General features: G+C 68.3%; 17 protein-coding genes and 1 tRNA gene. 15 read left to right on the top strand and 3 right to left on the bottom strand.

The window, feature by feature from the left end; all coding sequences use genetic code 11:
* The 9 genes from pdxA to E5198_RS12880 form a co-directional block, all read left to right on the top strand.
* Window positions 1-910 (top strand): 4-hydroxythreonine-4-phosphate dehydrogenase PdxA (pdxA, locus tag E5198_RS12920; protein WP_136490407.1); only part of this gene is annotated, 910 nt, incomplete at its 5' end.
* Between the two features lie 161 nt (window positions 911-1,071).
* Window positions 1,072-1,878: a 16S rRNA (adenine(1518)-N(6)/adenine(1519)-N(6))-dimethyltransferase RsmA gene (rsmA, locus tag E5198_RS12915; RefSeq protein WP_136490406.1), complete on the top strand. Its 807-nt coding sequence runs from the start codon at window positions 1,072-1,074 to the stop codon at window positions 1,876-1,878.
* Window positions 1,879-1,921: 43 nt separating this feature from the next.
* The gene (gene apaG, locus E5198_RS12910; RefSeq protein ID WP_136490405.1) at window positions 1,922-2,308 is read left to right on the top strand and encodes a Co2+/Mg2+ efflux protein ApaG; all 387 of its coding nucleotides are present in this window, start codon (window positions 1,922-1,924) and stop codon (window positions 2,306-2,308) included.
* Window positions 2,308-3,132: a symmetrical bis(5'-nucleosyl)-tetraphosphatase gene (locus E5198_RS12905; RefSeq protein WP_136490404.1), complete on the top strand. Its 825-nt coding sequence runs from the start codon at window positions 2,308-2,310 to the stop codon at window positions 3,130-3,132. Before apaG ends, E5198_RS12905 begins: the two co-directional genes overlap by 1 nt.
* Window positions 3,129-3,458: a thiosulfate sulfurtransferase GlpE gene (gene glpE, locus E5198_RS12900; protein ID WP_136490403.1), complete on the top strand. Its 330-nt coding sequence runs from the start codon at window positions 3,129-3,131 to the stop codon at window positions 3,456-3,458. Before E5198_RS12905 ends, glpE begins: the two co-directional genes overlap by 4 nt.
* 240 nt (window positions 3,459-3,698) lie before the next feature.
* Window positions 3,699-5,621, top strand: coding sequence for a PrkA family serine protein kinase (locus E5198_RS12895; RefSeq protein ID WP_136490402.1), 1,923 nt, complete (start codon window positions 3,699-3,701; stop codon window positions 5,619-5,621).
* An 89-nt stretch (window positions 5,622-5,710) separates the two neighbouring features.
* A complete protein-coding gene (locus E5198_RS12890) occupies window positions 5,711-6,985 on the top strand; it encodes a YeaH/YhbH family protein (protein WP_136490401.1) in 1,275 nt (424 codons plus the stop codon).
* The gene (locus E5198_RS12885; protein ID WP_136490400.1) at window positions 6,982-8,541 is read left to right on the top strand and encodes a SpoVR family protein; all 1,560 of its coding nucleotides are present in this window, start codon (window positions 6,982-6,984) and stop codon (window positions 8,539-8,541) included. Before E5198_RS12890 ends, E5198_RS12885 begins: the two co-directional genes overlap by 4 nt.
* A gap of 94 nt (window positions 8,542-8,635) precedes the next feature.
* On the top strand, window positions 8,636-9,874 hold the full coding sequence (locus tag E5198_RS12880) for a multifunctional CCA addition/repair protein (protein ID WP_136490399.1): 1,239 nt from the start codon (window positions 8,636-8,638) through the stop codon (window positions 9,872-9,874).
* Between the two features lie 54 nt (window positions 9,875-9,928).
* Here E5198_RS12880 and folK read toward each other — a convergent pair whose 3' ends face one another.
* Together folK and folB are read right to left on the bottom strand one after the other, a co-directional pair.
* A complete protein-coding gene (gene folK / locus E5198_RS12875; protein WP_136490398.1) occupies window positions 9,929-10,471 on the bottom strand; it encodes a 2-amino-4-hydroxy-6-hydroxymethyldihydropteridine diphosphokinase in 543 nt (180 codons plus the stop codon).
* Window positions 10,462-10,818 (bottom strand): dihydroneopterin aldolase, encoded by a 357-nt coding sequence (folB, locus tag E5198_RS12870; protein ID WP_136490397.1) that lies wholly within the window; start codon window positions 10,816-10,818, stop codon window positions 10,462-10,464. The genes folK and folB overlap by 10 nt, the downstream gene beginning before the upstream one ends.
* 74 nt (window positions 10,819-10,892) lie before the next feature.
* Between folB and plsY the strand changes: the two genes are divergently transcribed.
* Window positions 10,893-11,462 (top strand): glycerol-3-phosphate 1-O-acyltransferase PlsY, encoded by a 570-nt coding sequence (gene plsY, locus E5198_RS12865; RefSeq protein ID WP_136490396.1) that lies wholly within the window; start codon window positions 10,893-10,895, stop codon window positions 11,460-11,462.
* Here plsY and tsaD read toward each other — a convergent pair.
* Window positions 11,459-12,484, bottom strand: coding sequence for a tRNA (adenosine(37)-N6)-threonylcarbamoyltransferase complex transferase subunit TsaD (tsaD, locus tag E5198_RS12860; protein ID WP_136490395.1), 1,026 nt, complete (start codon window positions 12,482-12,484; stop codon window positions 11,459-11,461). The two genes, plsY and tsaD, sit on opposite strands and share 4 nt — an antisense overlap.
* Before the next feature lie 230 nt (window positions 12,485-12,714).
* Here tsaD and rpsU point away from each other — a divergent pair, with 230 nt between their 5' ends.
* The 5 genes from rpsU to E5198_RS12835 all read left to right on the top strand — a co-directional run bounded on the left by rpsU (window position 12,715) and on the right by E5198_RS12835 (window position 17,713).
* On the top strand, window positions 12,715-12,930 hold the full coding sequence (rpsU, locus tag E5198_RS12855) for a 30S ribosomal protein S21 (protein WP_003085057.1): 216 nt from the start codon (window positions 12,715-12,717) through the stop codon (window positions 12,928-12,930).
* Window positions 12,931-13,075: 145 nt separating this feature from the next.
* On the top strand, window positions 13,076-14,986 hold the full coding sequence (gene dnaG / locus E5198_RS12850; protein WP_136490394.1) for a DNA primase: 1,911 nt from the start codon (window positions 13,076-13,078) through the stop codon (window positions 14,984-14,986).
* 91 nt (window positions 14,987-15,077) lie between these two features.
* Window positions 15,078-16,934: an RNA polymerase sigma factor RpoD gene (rpoD, locus tag E5198_RS12845; RefSeq protein WP_136490393.1), complete on the top strand. Its 1,857-nt coding sequence runs from the start codon at window positions 15,078-15,080 to the stop codon at window positions 16,932-16,934.
* Window positions 16,935-17,126: 192 nt separating this feature from the next.
* Window positions 17,127-17,203, top strand: a tRNA-Ile gene (locus tag E5198_RS12840).
* A 174-nt stretch (window positions 17,204-17,377) separates the two neighbouring features.
* Window positions 17,378-17,713 carry a DUF2388 domain-containing protein gene (locus E5198_RS12835; RefSeq protein WP_136490392.1) on the top strand — a complete coding sequence of 112 codons (336 nt, stop codon included), beginning with the start codon at window positions 17,378-17,380 and terminating at the stop codon, window positions 17,711-17,713.
* Window positions 17,714-17,724: the final 11 nt, after the last annotated feature.

Below are 17,724 nucleotides of genomic sequence, written 5' to 3'. Positions count from 1 at the left end.
GGCCCAGCCGCACGCGCTGGTGGCCGTCGCCAGCCGCGCGCTGCTGGCCGCACGCGCCGCGCAGCTGGGGCTGGACATCGAGCTGCTCGAGGTCGGCCCCGGCGCCTGGCCGGACAGCCCGGCGCCGGCCGGCAGCCTGTACGTGTGGGATACCCCGCTGGCCGTGCCGGCGGTCGCCGGCCAGCTCGATGCGCGCAACGCGCCCTACGTGCTGGAGACCCTGCTGCGCGCCGGCAACGGCTGCATTGACGGCAGCTTCGCCGGGATGATCACCGCGCCGGTGCACAAGGGCGTGATCAACGAGGCCGGCATCCCCTTCTCCGGGCACACCGAGTTCCTCGCCGAGCTGACCCACACCGAACAGGTGGTGATGATGCTCGCCACCCGCGGCCTGCGCGTGGCCCTGGTGACCACCCACCTGCCGCTGCGCGCGGTGGCCGACGCCATCACCGCCGAGCGCCTGGCCCGCGTCGCGCGCATCCTCGACGCCGACCTGCGCGGCAAGTTCGGCATCGCCAGGCCGCGCATCCTGGTCTGCGGCCTCAACCCGCACGCCGGCGAAGGCGGCCACCTGGGCCGCGAGGAGATCGAGGTGATCGAGCCGACCCTCGCGCAGCTGCGCGGCGAAGGCCTCGACCTGGTCGGCCCGCTGCCGGCCGACACCCTGTTCACCCCGAAACACCTCGAGCACTGCGACGCGGTGCTGGCCATGTACCACGACCAGGGCCTGCCGGTGCTCAAGTACAAGGGCTTCGGCGCCGCGGTCAACGTCACCCTCGGCCTGCCCATCGTGCGCACCTCGGTCGACCACGGCACCGCGCTGGACCTGGCCGGCAGCGGCCGCATCGACACCGGCAGCCTGCAGGTGGCGCTGGAAACGGCGTATCAGATGAGCACCGGCCAGGCCTGACACGCCGCGCGGGCCTTCTCTCCCTGCTCCGAGAGAGGGGCCCGCCCCGCACATGGCCGATCTGGCCAGCGGGCGCTGCAGCCTGTCGGCGCGTTCGCTGTTAAACTGCGGCTCTTTTCGCATTCGCTTCGAGCTTGCGGCTTGAAGCCTGGAGCCGCCCCATGTCCGAGCTGTACCAACACCGCGCCCGCAAGCGCTTCGGCCAGAACTTCCTGCACGATGCCGGGGTGATCCATCGCATCCTGCGCGCCATCCATGCGCGCCCGGGCGAGCATCTGGTGGAGATCGGCCCCGGCCAGGGCGCCCTCACCGAGGGGCTGCTCGGCAGCGGCGCGAAGCTCGACGTGATCGAGCTGGACCAGGACCTGCTGCCGCTGCTCAGGCTGCGCTTCGGCATCGATCCCAACTTCACCCTCAACGCCGGCGACGCGCTGAAGTTCGACTTCAACGCGCTGGTGCAGGGCGAGGAGAAGCTGCGGGTGGTCGGCAACCTGCCCTACAACATCTCCACCCCGCTGATCTTCCACCTGCTCGAGCACGCCTCGATCATCGGCGACATGCACTTCATGCTGCAGAAGGAGGTGGTCGAGCGCCTGGCCGCCACGCCTGGCGGCGGCGACTGGGGGCGGCTGTCTATCATGGTCCAGTACCACTGCCGGGTGGAGCATCTGTTCAACGTCGGCCCCGGCGCCTTCAACCCGCCGCCCAAGGTCGACTCGGCCATCGTCCGCCTGGTGCCGCACGCCGTGCTGCCGCACCCGGCCCGCGACCACCGCCTGCTCGAGCGGGTGGTGCGCGAGGCCTTCAACCAGCGGCGCAAGACCCTGCGCAACACCCTCAAGCAGCTGCTGCCCGCTGCCGCCATCGAGGCCGCCGGCGTCGACGGCAGCCTGCGCCCGGAGCAGCTGGACCTCGCCGCCTTCGTGCGTCTGGCCGACCAGCTGGCGCTGCAGACACAACCCGAGTGAATCGCTAAGCTTTTACTTCAGGCCGCCCCGAAACCGCATATCGATGACCACACCGGATCCGCGTTACCAGATCGACGTCAGCGTCGCCACCCGCCACCTGCCCGAGCAGTCGCTGCCCGACCAGCAGCGTTACGCCTTCGCCTACACGGTGACCATCCGCAACAGCGGCGCCCTGCCCGCCAAGCTGCTGACCCGCCACTGGATCATCACCGACGGCAACGCCAAGGTGCAGGAAGTGCGCGGCCCCGGCGTGGTCGGCGAACAGCCGCTGCTGCAACCGGGCGAAAGCCACACCTACACCAGCGGCTGCGTGCTGGCCACCCCGGTGGGCAGCATGCACGGCAGCTTCGGCATGCAGGCCGGCGACGGTCACGCCTTCGACGCGCCGATCAGCGCCTTCCGTCTGGCGGTGCCCGGAGCGCTGCACTGATGGCGCTGTACGCGGTCGGCGACGTGCAGGGCTGCCTGCAGCCGCTGCAGTGCCTGCTCGAGCGGGTCGCCTTCGATCCGGCGCGCGACCGCCTGTGGCTGGTCGGCGACCTGGTCAACCGCGGCCCGCAGTCGCTGGAGACCCTGCGTTTCCTGTTCGCCATGCGCGATTCGGTGGTCAGCGTGCTGGGCAACCACGACCTGCACCTGCTGGCGGCGGCGCACAACATCGAGCGCCTGAAGAAGGGCGACACCCTGCGCGAGATCCTCGAGGCACCGGACCGCGACGACCTGCTCGAATGGCTGCGCCGTCTGCCGCTGCTGCACTACGACGAGGAGCGGCAGATCACCCTGGTGCACGCCGGCATCCCGCCGCAGTGGACGCTGAAGAAGGCGCGCAAGCGCGCCGCCGAGGTGGAGGAGGCACTGCGCGACGACGCCCGCCTGCCGCTGTTCCTCGACGGCATGTACGGCAACGAGCCGAACCAGTGGGACGGCAAGCTGCGCGGCATCACCCGCCTGCGGGTGATCACCAACTATTTCACCCGCATGCGCTTCTGCACCGCCGACGGCCGCCTCGACCTGAAGAGCAAGGAGGGCCTGGGCACCGCGCCGAACGGCTACGGCCCCTGGTTCAGCCACCCCAACCGCAAGACCCGCGGCGAGCGGATCATCTTCGGCCACTGGGCCGCCCTGCAGGGACGCTGCAACGAGCCCGGCGTCGAGGCCCTGGATTCCGGCTGCGTGTGGGGCGAAGCCCTGACCCTGCTCGACGTCGACAGCGGCGAGCGCCATACCTGCAGTTGCCACAAGGAGCAGCCATGAGCGAATTCAAGCGCATCGATCCCGCCACCGCCCACGACCTGCGCGCCAAGGGCGCGGTGGTGGTCGACATCCGCGACCCGCACAGCTTCGCCAGCGGCCACGTTCCCGGTGCACGCCACCTGGACAACCACTCGCTGGCCGACTTCATCGCCGGCGCCGACATGGACGCGCCGCTGCTGGTGATCTGCTACCACGGCAACTCCAGCCAGAACGCCGCCGCCTTCCTCGCCCACCAGGGCTTCGCCGAGGTGTACAGCATCGATGGCGGCTTCGAGCTGTGGCGCGCCCACTACCCCGACGAAGTCGCCCGCCTGCCCCACGACTGACCGCCGGCGCATTTGTAACAACTCGCCACCTCCTCTTGTTTTCCTGCTGCGCACGCGCCAAAGCAGGTCTATGCTCAGTTCAAGAGTCTTGCAAAAGGGAAAGCCGGACCACCGGCTTCCAGGCAGGTCGTACGACCATTGGGGGGTCGAGAGAGGGGAGCAGCAGGCCGGCGCCACGCGCCAGCCCGCCCGTGCCCGCCCGAGGCCCACTTACGTACAGGCATCGAGCGAGGTGACGTCATGAGCATTTTCAGCCATTTCCAGCAACGCTACGAAACAACGCGCCAGGAAGAGTACTCCCTGCAGGAGTATCTCGACCTCTGCAAGCAGGATCCCCTGACCTACGCCAGCGCCGCCGAGCGCATGCTCAAGGCCATCGGCGAGGCGCAACTGGTGGATACCTCCACCGATCCGCGGCTGTCGCGGATCTTCTCCAACAAGGTGATCCGCCGCTACCCGGCCTTCGCCGACTTCCATGGCATGGAAGACTGCATCGACCAGATCGTCTCCTACTTCCGCCACGCCGCCCAGGGCCTGGAAGAGAAGAAGCAGATCCTCTACCTGCTCGGCCCGGTCGGCGGCGGCAAGTCGTCCCTGGCCGAGAAGCTCAAGCACCTGATGGAGCACATCCCCTTCTACGCCATCAAGGGCTCGCCGGTGTTCGAGTCGCCGCTCGGCCTGTTCAACCCCGACGAGGACGGCGCCATCCTCGAGGAAGAGTACGGCATCCCGCGCCGCTACCTGAGCTCGATCATGTCGCCGTGGGCGACCAAGCGCCTCAACGAGTTCGGCGGCGACATCAGCAAGTTCCGCGTGGTCAAGCTGTACCCGTCGATCCTCAACCAGATCGCCATCGCCAAGACCGAACCGGGCGACGAGAACAACCAGGACATCTCCGCGCTGGTCGGCAAGGTCGACATCCGCAAGCTGGAGGAATTCCCGCAGAACGACCCTGACGCCTACAGCTACTCCGGCGCCCTGTGCCGCGCCAACCAGGGCATCATGGAATTCGTCGAGATGTTCAAGGCGCCGATCAAGGTGCTGCACCCGCTGCTGACCGCCACCCAGGAGGGCAACTACAACAGCACCGAGGGACTCGGCGCCATCCCCTACAGCGGCATCCTGCTGGCCCACTCCAACGAGGCCGAGTGGCACAGCTTCCGCAACAACAAGAACAACGAGGCGTTCATCGACCGCATCTACATCGTCAAGGTGCCCTACTGCCTGCGCGTCACCGACGAGATCAGGATCTACGACAAGCTGCTGGTCAACAGCTCGCTGGCTCAGGCGCACTGCGCGCCGGACACCCTGAAGATGCTCGCCCAGTTCTCCGTGCTGAGTCGCCTGAAGGAGCCGGAGAACTCCAACATCTACTCGAAGATGCGCGTCTACGACGGCGAGAACCTCAAGGACACCGATCCCAAGGCCAAGTCGATCCAGGAGTACCGCGACAGCGCCGGCGTCGACGAGGGCATGACCGGCCTGTCGACCCGCTTCGCCTTCAAGATCCTGTCCAAGGTGTTCAACTTCGACCCGCACGAGGTGGCGGCCAACCCGGTGCACCTGCTCTACGTGCTGGAACAGCAGATCGAGCAGGAGCAGTTCCCCGCCGAGACGCGCGAGCGTTACCTGCGCTTCATCAAGGAATACCTGGCGCCGCGCTACGTGGAGTTCATCGGCAAGGAGATCCAGACCGCCTACCTCGAGTCCTACAGCGAGTACGGGCAGAACATCTTCGACCGCTACGTGCTGTACGCCGACTTCTGGATCCAGGACCAGGAGTACCGCGACCCGGAAACCGGCGAGATCCTCAACCGCGGCGCCCTCAACGAGGAGCTGGAGAAGATCGAGAAACCGGCCGGCATCAGCAACCCGAAGGACTTCCGCAACGAGATCGTCAACTTCGTGCTGCGGGCGCGGGCCAACAACAACGGCAAGAACCCCTCGTGGCTGTCCTACGAGAAACTGCGCGCGGTGATCGAGAAGAAGATGTTCTCCAACACCGAGGACCTGCTGCCGGTCATCAGCTTCAACGCCAAGGGCAGCAAGGACGAGCAGCAGAAGCACAACGACTTCGTGCGGCGCATGGTCGAGCGCGGCTACACCGAGAAACAGGTACGCCTGCTCGCCGAATGGTATCTGCGCGTCCGCAAGTCGCAGTAGTAAGCTAGAGCAAGCCCTGGTCCGCAGCGGCGCCACCCGGCGCCGCTGTGGTCTGCGCCTCGGCCTCCAGCCCCGCACGGGAGCACGCCATGAGTTACGTCATCGACCGACGACTGAACGGCAAGAACAAGAGCACGGTGAACCGCCAGCGCTTCCTGCGGCGTTACCGTGACCACATCAAGAAGGCGGTGGAGGAAGCCGTCAGCCGGCGCTCCATCACCGACATGGAACACGGCGAGCAGATCAGCATTCCCTCCCGCGACATCGACGAACCGGTGCTGCACCACGGCCGCGGCGGCCGGCAGACCATCATCCATCCCGGCAACAAGGAGTTCACCACCGGCGAACGCATCCCGCGGCCCTCCGGCGGTGGCGGCGGTGGTTCCGGCCAGGGCAAGGCCAGCAACTCCGGCGAGGGCATGGACGACTTCGTGTTCCAGATCACCCAGGAGGAGTTCCTCGACTTCATGTTCGAGGATCTCGCCCTGCCCAACCTGGTGAAGAAGCATCTCACCGGCATCGACAGCTTCAAGACGGTGCGCGCCGGCATCAGCAGCGAGGGCACGCCCGCCCGCCTGAACATCGTGCGCACCCTGCGCTCGGCCCACGCCCGGCGCATCGCCCTGTCCGGCTCCAGCCGCAACCACCTGCGCGAGCTGAAGGCCGAGCTGGAACGGCTGAAGGTCGAGGAGCCGGACAACTTCAGCGACATCCGCGACCTGGAGGAGAAGATCGCCGGACTGCGCGCGCGCATCGAGCGCCTGCCGTTCCTCGACACCTTCGACCTCAAGTACAACCTGCTGGTCAAGCAGCCCAACCCGACCTCCAAGGCGGTGATGTTCTGCCTGATGGACGTCTCCGGCTCGATGACCCAGGCCACCAAGGACATCGCCAAGCGCTTCTTCATCCTCCTCTACCTGTTCCTCAAGCGCAGCTACGACAAGATCGAGGTGGTGTTCATCCGCCACCACACCAGCGCCAAGGAGGTCGACGAGCAGGAGTTCTTCTACTCGCGGGAGACCGGCGGCACCATCGTCTCCAGCGCGCTCAAGCTGATGCAGGAAGTGATGGCCGCGCGCTACCCGGCCCACGAATGGAACATCTACGCCGCCCAGGCCTCGGACGGCGACAACTGGAACGACGACTCGCCGGTGTGCCGCGACATCCTGCTGCGCCAGATCATGCCGTTCGTGCAGTACTTCAGCTACGTGGAGATCACCCCGCGCGAACATCAGGCGCTGTGGCACGAGTACGAGCAGGTCGCCGCGGCCTTCCCGGACAGCTTCGCCCAGCAGCAGATCGTTTCCGCCGCCGACATCTACCCGGTATTCCGCGAACTCTTCCAGAGGAGGGTCGCCGCATGAGCCCTCGAGCCAAGAAAGGCCAGCCCCTGTCCACCGGTTCGGAGTGGACCTTCGAGCTGATCCGCAGCTACGACCGCGAACTCGCCCGGCTGGCCGAGCGCTACGCGCTGGACACCTACCCGAACCAGATCGAGGTGATCACCGCCGAGCAGATGATGGACGCCTACGCCTCGGTCGGCATGCCCATCGGCTACCACCACTGGTCCTACGGCAAGCACTTCCTCAGCACCGAGAAGGGCTACAAGCGCGGCCAGATGGGCCTGGCCTACGAGATCGTGATCAACTCCGATCCGTGCATCGCCTACCTCATGGAAGAGAACACCATGTGCATGCAGGCGCTGGTGGTGGCGCACGCCTGCTACGGCCACAACAGCTTCTTCAAGGGCAACTACCTGTTCCGCAGCTGGACCGACGCCAGCTCGATCATCGACTACCTGGTGTTCGCCCGCCAGTACATCGACAAGTGCGAGGAGCGCCACGGCATCGACGCGGTCGAGGACCTGCTCGACTCCTGCCACGCCCTGATGAACTACGGCGTCGACCGCTACAAGCGGCCCTACCCGATCTCCGCCGAGGAGGAGCGGCGCCGCCAGAAGGACCGCGAGGAGCAGCTGCAGCGCCAGGTCAACGACCTGTGGCGAACCATCCCCAAGGGCGCCGGCAAGGGGCGCGCCGACGACGGCAAGCGCTTCCCGCCCGAGCCGCAGGAGAACATCCTCTACTTCATCGAGAAGCACGCGCCGCTGCTGGAACCCTGGCAGCGCGAGGTGGTGCGCATCGTGCGCAAGATCGCCCAGTACTTCTACCCGCAGCGCCAGACCCAGGTGATGAACGAGGGCTGGGCCACCTTCTGGCACTACACCCTGCTCAACGACCTCTACGACGAGGGCCTGGTCACCGACGGCTTCATGATGGAGTTCCTCCAGTACCACACCAGCGTGGTCTACCAGCCGCCGTTCGACAGCCCCTACTACAGCGGCATCAACCCCTATGCGCTGGGCTTCGCCATGTACCGCGACATCCGCCGCATCTGCGAGGAGCCGACCGAGGAGGACCGTCGCTGGTTCCCCGACATCGCCGGCAGCGACTGGCTGGCCACCCTCAAGTTCGCCATGCAGAACTTCAAGGACGAGAGCTTCATCCAGCAGTTCCTCTCGCCGCGGCTGATCCGCGAGTTCCGCCTGTTCAGCATCCTCGACGACGACCAGCAGGACGAGCTGCTGGTCGACGCCATCCACGACGACAGCGGCTACCGCACCATCCGCGATCACCTGGCGGCGCAGTACAACCTCGGCAACCGCGAGCCCAACGTGCAGATCTGGAACGTCGACCGCCGCGGCGACCGCTCGCTGACCCTGCGCCACTACCAGCACGAACGCAAGCCGCTGGCCAGCTCCACCGAGGACGTGCTGCGCCACCTGCACCGCCTGTGGGGCTTCGACGTGCACCTGGAGAGCATGCAGGGCGAACAGCGCGTGAACGTGCAGCACATGCCGCCCAAGCGCGAGCGCGAGACGGAAGGCAGCCACTTCGACCTGATCGCCCGCCCGGTCTGAGACCGGGCGCGCAACCCTTGCAGCACCGCCGTCGCCCTGCGCGCGGCGGCGCGCTATCCTCTGCGCCACCCTCCCATTGCCTGCAGGACACGCCATGCAGATCTACAAGGTGGGCGGCGCCGTGCGCGACCGCCTGCTCGGCCGCCCGGTCACGGAAACCGACTGGGTGGTGGTCGGCGCCCACGCCGAAGAACTCATCGCCCAGGGATTTCGCCCGGTAGGCGCCGATTTCCCGGTGTTCCTCCACCCGCAGAGCGGCGAGGAGTACGCCCTGGCGCGCACCGAGCGCAAGAGCGGGCGCGGCTACGGCGGCTTCACCTTCTACGCCAGCCCCGAGGTCACCCTCGAGGAAGACCTGATCCGCCGCGACCTGACCATCAACGCCATGGCCGAGGACGCCGACGGCCGAGTCATCGACCCCTACGGCGGCCAGCACGACCTCGCCCTGCACCTGCTGCGCCACGTCTCGCCGGCCTTCGCCGAGGACCCGCTGCGCGTGCTGCGCGTCGCCCGTTTCGCCGCGCGCTACGCGCCGCTGGGCTTTCGCGTCGCCGAGGAAACCCTGGCGCTGATGGCCGAGATCGCCGCCTCCGGCGAACTGGCCGACCTCACCGCCGAGCGGGTGTGGAAGGAGATCGAGCGCGCGCTGATGGAGCCGCGCCCCGAGGTGTTCATCCAGGTGCTGCGCGACTGCGGCGCCCTCGAGCAGCTGCTGCCCGAGCTGCAGGCGCTGTTCGGCGTGCCGCAGCCGGCGCAGCACCACCCGGAGATCGACAGCGGCGAGCACGTGCTGATGGTCCTGCGCCAGTGCGCCGAACACGACCAGCCGCTCCCCGTGCGCTGGGCCTGCCTGCTGCACGACCTGGGCAAGGGCCTGACCGACCCGGCCGAATGGCCGCGCCACATCGCCCACGAGAGCCGCGGCCTGCGCCTGATCGAGGCGGTCAACGCACGCTGCAAGGCGCCGCGCGACTGCGCCGAGCTGGCCCTGCTGGTCGGCGAATACCACACCCACGGCCATCGCGCCCTGGAGCTGCGCGCGCAGACCCTGGCCGAGCTGTTCCAGCACTTCGACCTGTACCGCCGCCCGGAGCGCTTCGAGGCGTTCGTCGCCGCCTGCGAGATGGACGCCCGCGGCCGCCTCGGCCTCGAGCGCCAGCCCTACCCGCAGGCCGACTACCTGCGCGCCGCCGCCAGGGTGGCGCGCGGCGTGGCGGTGCAGCCGCTGCTGGAGCAGGGCTTCAAGGGCGCGGAACTGGGCGAGGCGCTCAAGCGCGCGCGCCTGGCGGCGCTCAAGGCGTTCCGCGAGGCGCAGCGCGCCAACGCGCCGTAGGGTGCGCCGCGCGCACCTTGGACTGCAGGGTGTGGCTGGCGCGCATGGCGCACCCTAGGGTGCCGGAGGCGGAAAGCTGCTGCGCAGCTCTTCCGGCGTCAGCTCCGTGCCGCGCCAGACGAAGGGCACCGGCCACAGGCGCTGCTCGCTGCGCATCGCCTGCCAGAGGGCGGCGAAACTGCGCCCCTCGGCCGGATGGCGCGCCTCGGGGGCGAGCAGGGCCAGCGGCCAGAGCACGAAGGCGTTGCGCAGGATCTCCGCGCGCGGCAGCTGCAGGCCGTCGAAGTCGCCCACCAGGTCGTCGTAGAGCAGCACGTCGATGTCCAGCGGCAGGCCCTTGCGGTCGGGCGCATAGCGGCCGTTGTCCGCCTCGATGGCCTTGAGCCGGCGATCCAGCTCGGCCAGCGGCAGCTCGGTCCGCGCCGTCACCGCGAGGTTGTAGAACGGGCCGCTGCGGATGCCCACCGCCTCGCTCTCGAACACCGGCGAACAGCGCATGTCGACGAGAAAGGCCGCCAGTGCGTCGAGGCCGGCGGTCAGATGCGCATGGCGGCGGACATTGCTGCCCAGGCCGAGAAACACCGTGGTCAGCGGCATCCGCGCTCGATCTCCACGCCGACGCCGCCGCGCGCCGCCGGCACCGCGCCGGGCTTGGCGATGCGCAGGCGCAGCCAGCGGATGCCGAACTCGGCCATCAGCAGCGTGGCCAGGCGCTCGGCGATGGTTTCCACCAGCTGGAAGGTGCTCTCGGCCGCGAAGGCCTGTACCCGAGCACTGACCGCCGCGTAGTCGAGCGCTGCGGCCAGGTCGTCGCCGGCCGCCGCCGGGCGGATGTCCCAGCCCAGCTGCAGGTCCAGGATCAGACACTGGCGAATGCCGCGCTCCCAGTCGTACACGCCGATGACGGTGTCGACCTCCAGGCCGTCGATGAAGACTATGTCCACGCTATCCTCTTTCGCGTCACGACAAGGTCGCGCCGCCTCGTTAGAATCGGGGCTCCACCGCAGCGGAACCGATCATGCCCTGGCTTCTGGCCATTGTTGCCTACCTGCTCGGCTCGGTGTCGTTCGCCGTGCTGCTCAGCCGCCGGCTCGGCACCGCCGATCCGCGCCTGGGCGGCTCGGGCAACCCCGGCGCCACCAACATGCTGCGCCTGGGCGGGCGCCGCGCCGCGGCCCTGACCCTGCTCGGCGACCTGCTCAAGGGCCTGCTGCCGGTGCTGCTGGCCCGCCTCCTCGAACTGCCGCCGGTGCAGCAGGCCTGGATCGGCCTGGCCGCGGTGCTCGGCCACCTCTATCCGCTGTACTTCCAGTTCCGCGGCGGCAAGGGCGTCGCCACCGCCGCCGGCCTGCTGCTCGGCCTGCACTGGCCGACCGCCCTGCTGGCGCTGGCCGTCTGGCTGCTGCTCTTCACCCTGACCCGCACCAGCTCGCTGGCCGCGCTGCTCGCCACCGGCCTCTGCCTGCCGCTGCTGGCCTGGCAGCAACCGGTCCTGCTGCTGCCGCTCGGCCTGCTCGCCGGCCTGATCGTCTGGCGCCACCGCGGCAACCTGCGCGATCTCTCCGCCGGCCGCGAACGGCATTTCTAGACCGCCGGCAGCGTCTCCATCGACCAGCGCGGCTGCACGCCGATCGCCGGGCCGTCGTGCTGGCCGGCGAGCAGACGCTGGCAGCCGGCGTAGGCGATCATCGCCCCGTTGTCGGTGCAGAAGCGCGGCCGCGCATAGAACACCTGGCCGCGCAGCTCGCCGAGCATCTTCTCCAGCGCCTGGCGCAGCGCCTGGTTGGCGCTCACCCCGCCGGCGATCACCAGGCGCTTCAGGCCGGTCTGCTTGAGCGCACGGCGGCACTTGATGGTCAGCGTCTCCACCACCGCCTGCTGGAAGGCCAGGGCGATGTCGGCGCGCGCCTGCTCGAGGTCGCCGCCCTCGCGCTCGCACTGCCGCCAGGTGTTGAGGGCGAAGGTCTTCAGGCCGCTGAAGCTGAACTCCAGGCCCGGCCGGTCGGTCATCGGCCGCGGGAACACGAAGCGCCCCGGCGTGCCCTGCTCGGCCAGCCGGGCGATCTCCGGACCACCCGGATAGCCGAGGCCGATCAGCTTGGCGGTCTTGTCGAAGGCCTCGCCGGCGGCATCGTCCAGCGACTCGCCGAGCAGCTGGTAGCGGCCGATGCCGTCGACCCGCACCAGCTGGGTATGCCCGCCGGACACCAGCAGGGCGACGAACGGGAACTCCGGCGGCGTCTCCTCCAGCATCGGCGCCAGCAGATGGCCTTCCATGTGGTGCACGCCGACCGCCGGCACGCCCCAGGCCAGCGCCAGCGCCTGGGCGCAGGAGGCGCCGACCAGCAGCGCACCGACCAGGCCTGGCCCTGCGGTATAGGCCACCGCATCGATGTCGGCAAAACCGCAGCCCGACTCGGCCAGCACCTGGCGGATCAGCGGCAGCATGCGCTTGACGTGGTCGCGCGAGGCCAGCTCGGGCACCACGCCGCCGTAGACGCGGTGCAGGTCGATCTGGCTGAACAGCGCATCGCCCAGCAGGCCGCGCTCGCTGTCGTACAGCGCCACGCCGGTTTCGTCGCAGGAAGTTTCCAGGCCAAGGACTCGCATCGGGCAACCCGTGATCGTTCGCTAAACCGCGCATGATAAGCGCCCGGAGCCTGCGACACCAAGCATCGGGCGAGGGTGGCGGACCACCGGCGGGCGGCTTTTCCCGTCTGGGGGCTTGGCAGTGCGGCTGTCAAGGGGTTAATATCCGCAGCCCTTGAAAACCGGTGCCTCCCGAGCCTTTTGCAGGATTGCACCATTCATACTCGGTAATCAGTGAAGGTACGACCTGGATGCCCGCCGTCAAAGTTAAAGAGAACGAACCCTTCGACGTAGCCCTGCGTCGTTTCAAGCGCTCCTGCGAAAAAGCCGGTGTTCTGGCTGAAGTGCGTAGCCGCGAGTTCTACGAAAAGCCCACCGCCGAGCGCAAGCGCAAGGCCGCGGCTGCCGTGAAGCGCCACGCCAAGAAAGTGCAGCGCGAGCAGCGTCGCCGCGAGCGTCTGTACTGAGTTACCACTCGGACAGCAGCGTCTCGCACAACACCCGGCTCATGCCGGGTGTTTGCTTTAGCAGCACCCCGACTCCGACTTGCCCGGCAAGCCTCGGAGTTTTTGCGTTTTCCGCCGCTTCGAACCGTACAGTCACGAGCAGCCCATGGCCGGCCTGATCCCCCAGCGCTTCATCGACGACCTGCTCAACCGCACCGACATCGTCGAGGTGGTGGGCGCGCGCGTGCAGCTGAAGAAGACCGGCAAGAACTACAGCGCCTGCTGCCCGTTCCACCAGGAAAAGACCCCCTCGTTCACCGTCAGCCCGGACAAGCAGTTCTACTACTGCTTCGGCTGCGGCGCCGGCGGCAACGCCCTCGGCTTCATCATGGACCACGACCACCTGGACTTCCCCCAGGCGGTCGAGGAGCTGGCCAAGCGCGCCGGCCTCGAGGTCCCGCGCGAGGACAGCCGCCCCGGGCAGAAGCCGCGCCAGAGCGTGGACTCGCCGCTCTACCCGCTGCTCGGCGCCGCCGCCGACTACTACCGCCAGGCGCTGAAGAGTCACCCGGCGCGTCAGGCGGCGGTGAACTACCTCAAGGGCCGCGGCCTGTCCGGCACCATCGCCCGCGACTTCGGCCTCGGCTTCGCCCCGCCCGGCTGGGACAACCTGTTGAAGCACCTGGGCGGCGACAGCCTGCAGCAGAAGGCGATGATCGACGCCGGCCTGCTGATCGAGAACGCCGAGGGCCGCCGCTACGACCGCTTCCGCGACCGGGTGATGTTCCCGATCCGCGACAGCCGCGGCCGGGTGATCGCCTTCGGCGGCCGGGTGCTCGGCGACGACAAGCCCAAGTACCTCAACTCGCCGGAAACCCCGGTGTTCCACAAGGGTCAGGAACTCTACGGCTTGTACGAGGCGCGCAGGAGCAACCGCGACCTCGACGAGATCCTGGTGGTCGAGGGCTACATGGACGTCATCGCCCTCGCCCAGCAGGGCCTGCGTAATGCGGTGGCGACCCTCGGCACGGCGACCAGCGAGGAGCACATCAAGCGCCTGTTCCGCGTCGTGCCGAGCATCCTGTTCTGCTTCGACGGCGACAGCGCCGGACGCAACGCCGCCTGGCGGGCGCTGGAATCCTGCCTGCCGAGCCTGCAGGACGGCCGCCGGGTGCGCTTCCTGTTCCTCCCCGAGGGCGAGGACCCTGACAGCCTGGTGCGCAGCGAGGGCGCCGACGCCTTCCGCGCCCGCATCAGCCAGCAGGCCGAACCGCTGGCCGAGTACTTCTTCCGCCATCTCGCCGAGGAAGCCGACCCGAGCACCCTCGAGGGCAAGGCGCACCTGGCCACCCTGGCCGCACCGCTGCTGGAGAAGATCCCCGGCGCCAACCTGCGCGCCCTGATGCGCCAGCGCCTCGGCGCGATCACCGGCCTGACCGGCGAGGCGCTCACCCAGTCGTCGCCTGCCCCGGGCGGCGAGGTGCCGCCGACCGACTTCCCGACGTCCTATGCCTATGCGGACGGCATCGAGTATGCCGCAGCGACCGGCCACCCCGAGCGCCCCGCCAGCCAGGAGCGCAAGCCCTGGCAGAAGAACGACTGGAAGGGCCGCAAGGGTGAGGCGCGCCGCGAGCCGCCGGCGGTCATGCCGCCCCGCGGCGGCGCCGGCGTCGAGTCGCCGACCCTCAGCGCCCTGCGCGCCCTGCTGCACCATCCGCAGCTGGCGCAGAAGGTCGAGGACGCCGGCCACTTCGCCGCCGAGGACGACACCTGGACCCAGCTGCTGGTGGCCCTGCTGGAATCGCTGCAGAAACAGCCGCAGCAGAACTCGCTGCAACTGATCGCCCGCTGGCACGGCACGGAACAAGGGCGCCTGCTCCGCGGTCTAGCGGAAAAGGAATGGCTGATCAGTCAGGACAACCTTGAACAACAGTTTTTCGACACTATAACTACCTTGGCAGCCCGCCAGCGTGAGCGCAGCCTCGAAGGCCTGTTGCGCAAAGCGCGGCACAGCGAACTCAGCGCGGAGGAAAAGCTCCGCCTGCGCGCGCTTCTCAGCCGAAGCGAAGCCCCGTGAGCCCGGGGCCATCTGGTGCCAGCCAGCCCGGATCGACTATAATGCTCGGCTTCTTTTCAGCCCGCCAAGACCTTCAGTGGATAGGGTGAACATGTCCGTAAAAGCGCAACAGCAGTCCCGCCTCAAAGAGCTGATCGCCCGTGGTCGTGAGCAGGGTTACCTGACTTACGCCGAGGTCAACGACCACCTGCCGGAGGATATTTCCGATCCGGAACAGGTGGAAGACATCATCCGCATGATCAACGACATGGGGATCAACGTATTCGAGACAGCCCCGGATGCGGATGCCCTGCTGCTCGCCGAAGCGGACACCGACGAGGCCGCCGCCGAGGAAGCCGCCGCCGCCCTGGCCGCGGTGGAAAGCGACATCGGCCGCACCACCGATCCGGTGCGCATGTACATGCGCGAGATGGGCACCGTGGAGCTGCTCACCCGCGAAGGCGAGATCGAGATCGCCAAGCGCATCGAGGAAGGCATCCGCGAGGTGATGGGCGCCATCTCCCAGTTCCCCGGCTCGGTGGAGAGCATCCTCGCCGAATACCAGCGCGTCACCAGCGAAGGCGGCCGCCTGTCCGACATCCTCAGCGGCTACATCGACCCCGACGACGGCACCCTGCCGGCCGAGAGCGACGTCGAACTGCCCACCGCCAGCGCCAAGACGGCGGCCGCGGCCGTCGACGAGGACGAGGAAGAGGAAGCCGAGGACAAGGGCGACAGCGAGGAAGAAGGCGACGGCGGCCCCGATCCGGAAGAAGCCGCCCGCCGCTTCGGCGCCGTGTCCGAGCAGCTGGAGAAGACCCGCAAGGCGCTGCAGAAGCATGGCCGTCACCACGCCGAGGCGATCGCCGCGCTGGGCACGCTGGCCGAGCTGTTCATGCCGATCAAGCTGGTGCCCAAGCAGTTCGACGCCCTGGTGGCCATGGTCCGCGACGCCCTCGAGCGCGTGCGCGGCCAGGAGCGCGCCATCATGCAGCTGTGCGTGCGCGACGCGCGCATGCCGCGCGCCGACTTCCTCAAGCTGTTCCCCGGCAACGAGGTCGACCTGACCTGGAGCGAGGGCCTGACCACCGGCAAGGCCAAGTACGCCGAGGCCATCGGCCGCCTGCAGGCCGACATCGTGCGCAACCAGCAGGTGCTGGTCGACCTGGAGAACGAGGTCGGGCTGACCGTCGCCGAGATCAAGGAAATCAACCGGCAGATGTCGCTCGGCGAGGCCAAGGCCCGCCGCGCCAAGAAGGAGATGGTCGAGGCCAACCTGCGCCTGGTGATCTCCATCGCCAAGAAGTACACCAACCGCGGCCTGCAGTTCCTCGACCTGATCCAGGAAGGCAACATCGGCCTGATGAAGGCGGTGGACAAGTTCGAATACCGCCGCGGCTACAAGTTCTCGACCTACGCCACCTGGTGGATCCGCCAGGCGATCACCCGCTCGATCGCCGACCAGGCGCGCACCATCCGCATCCCGGTGCACATGATCGAGACCATCAACAAGCTCAACCGGATCTCCCGGCAGATGCTCCAGGAGATGGGCCGCGAGCCGACTCCGGAGGAGCTGGGTGAGCGCATGGAGATGCCCGAGGACAAGATCCGCAAGGTGCTGAAGATCGCCAAGGAGCCGATCTCCATGGAGACGCCGATCGGCGACGACGAGGACTCGCACCTGGGCGACTTCATCGAGGACTCCACCATGCAGTCGCCGATCGACGTGGCGACCGTGGAAAGCCTCAAGGAAGCCACCCGCGAGGTGCTCGCCGGCCTCACCGCCCGCGAGGCCAAGGTGCTGCGCATGCGCTTCGGCATCGACATGAACACCGACCACACCCTCGAGGAAGTCGGCAAGCAGTTCGACGTCACCCGCGAGCGCATCCGCCAGATCGAGGCCAAGGCCCTGCGCAAGCTGCGCCACCCGACCCGCAGCGAGCACCTGCGCTCGTTCCTCGACGAGTAAGGCGCCGCCCACGGACAAGCCCCGGCACCGCAAGGACCGGGGCTTTTTCCTGCCCGCGCGCCAGGCTTGGCGCGGATGCGCGGCCACCGCTATAATCGCCGCGCTTCGCCGGTCGCCCACGCGGCCACCGGCACCTCCAGACGCGACGCCCACCGTCCTCGCGCATGGAAGCAACCCTCGAGGTTCTCCCGTGGGCCTATAGCTCAGTTGGTCAGAGCAGGCGACTCATAATCGCTTGGTCGCAGGTTCAAGTCCTGCTGGGCCCACCATACAAATCAAGGGGTCAGGCGATCAGCCTGGCCCCTTGCCGTTTTCGGGGTGGAGCTTTTCTCATCCCCCGCCACCCCGCTCCGCAGCCGATGGACGGCACCTGCCGCGGGGAACTCCGCACCACCCTTCCCCTCTGACGGGCACACCGCCCCGGTGTTTCAGAGGAGCCCATCATGCGCCGTACCCTGCTTGCCACTGCCCTTGTCCTGCTGCCCGCCGCCGGTGCCCTCGCCGACCATGACGGGCACGGCGGGGATATCGGCTGGGGCGAGATCGCCACCTCGGCGGGGACTTCCGCCTCACTGTACTCCACCTTCAAGGACGACAAGCTGGTGCTCGCCGCCGCGGACGACGCCTCCAGCTTCGTCGCCAGCGGCGGCGCGATCCGCGGCGCCTACCTGGAGGCCGCGCTGCAGCAGATCCGCCGCGACCATCCGGGCCTCGAGGCCAGCGACGAGGAGCTGGCCGGCGCCATCCTCGCCAGCGCCCAGGACGGCAGCCCGCGCTGACGCCCCTGTCA

Source organism: Pseudomonas sp. A-1 (assembly GCF_004801855.1).
GTDB lineage: Bacteria > Pseudomonadota > Gammaproteobacteria > Pseudomonadales > Pseudomonadaceae > Geopseudomonas.
Note: the sequence above shows the minus strand (reverse complement) of the source record. Positions and strands in the feature narration are given on the sequence as shown.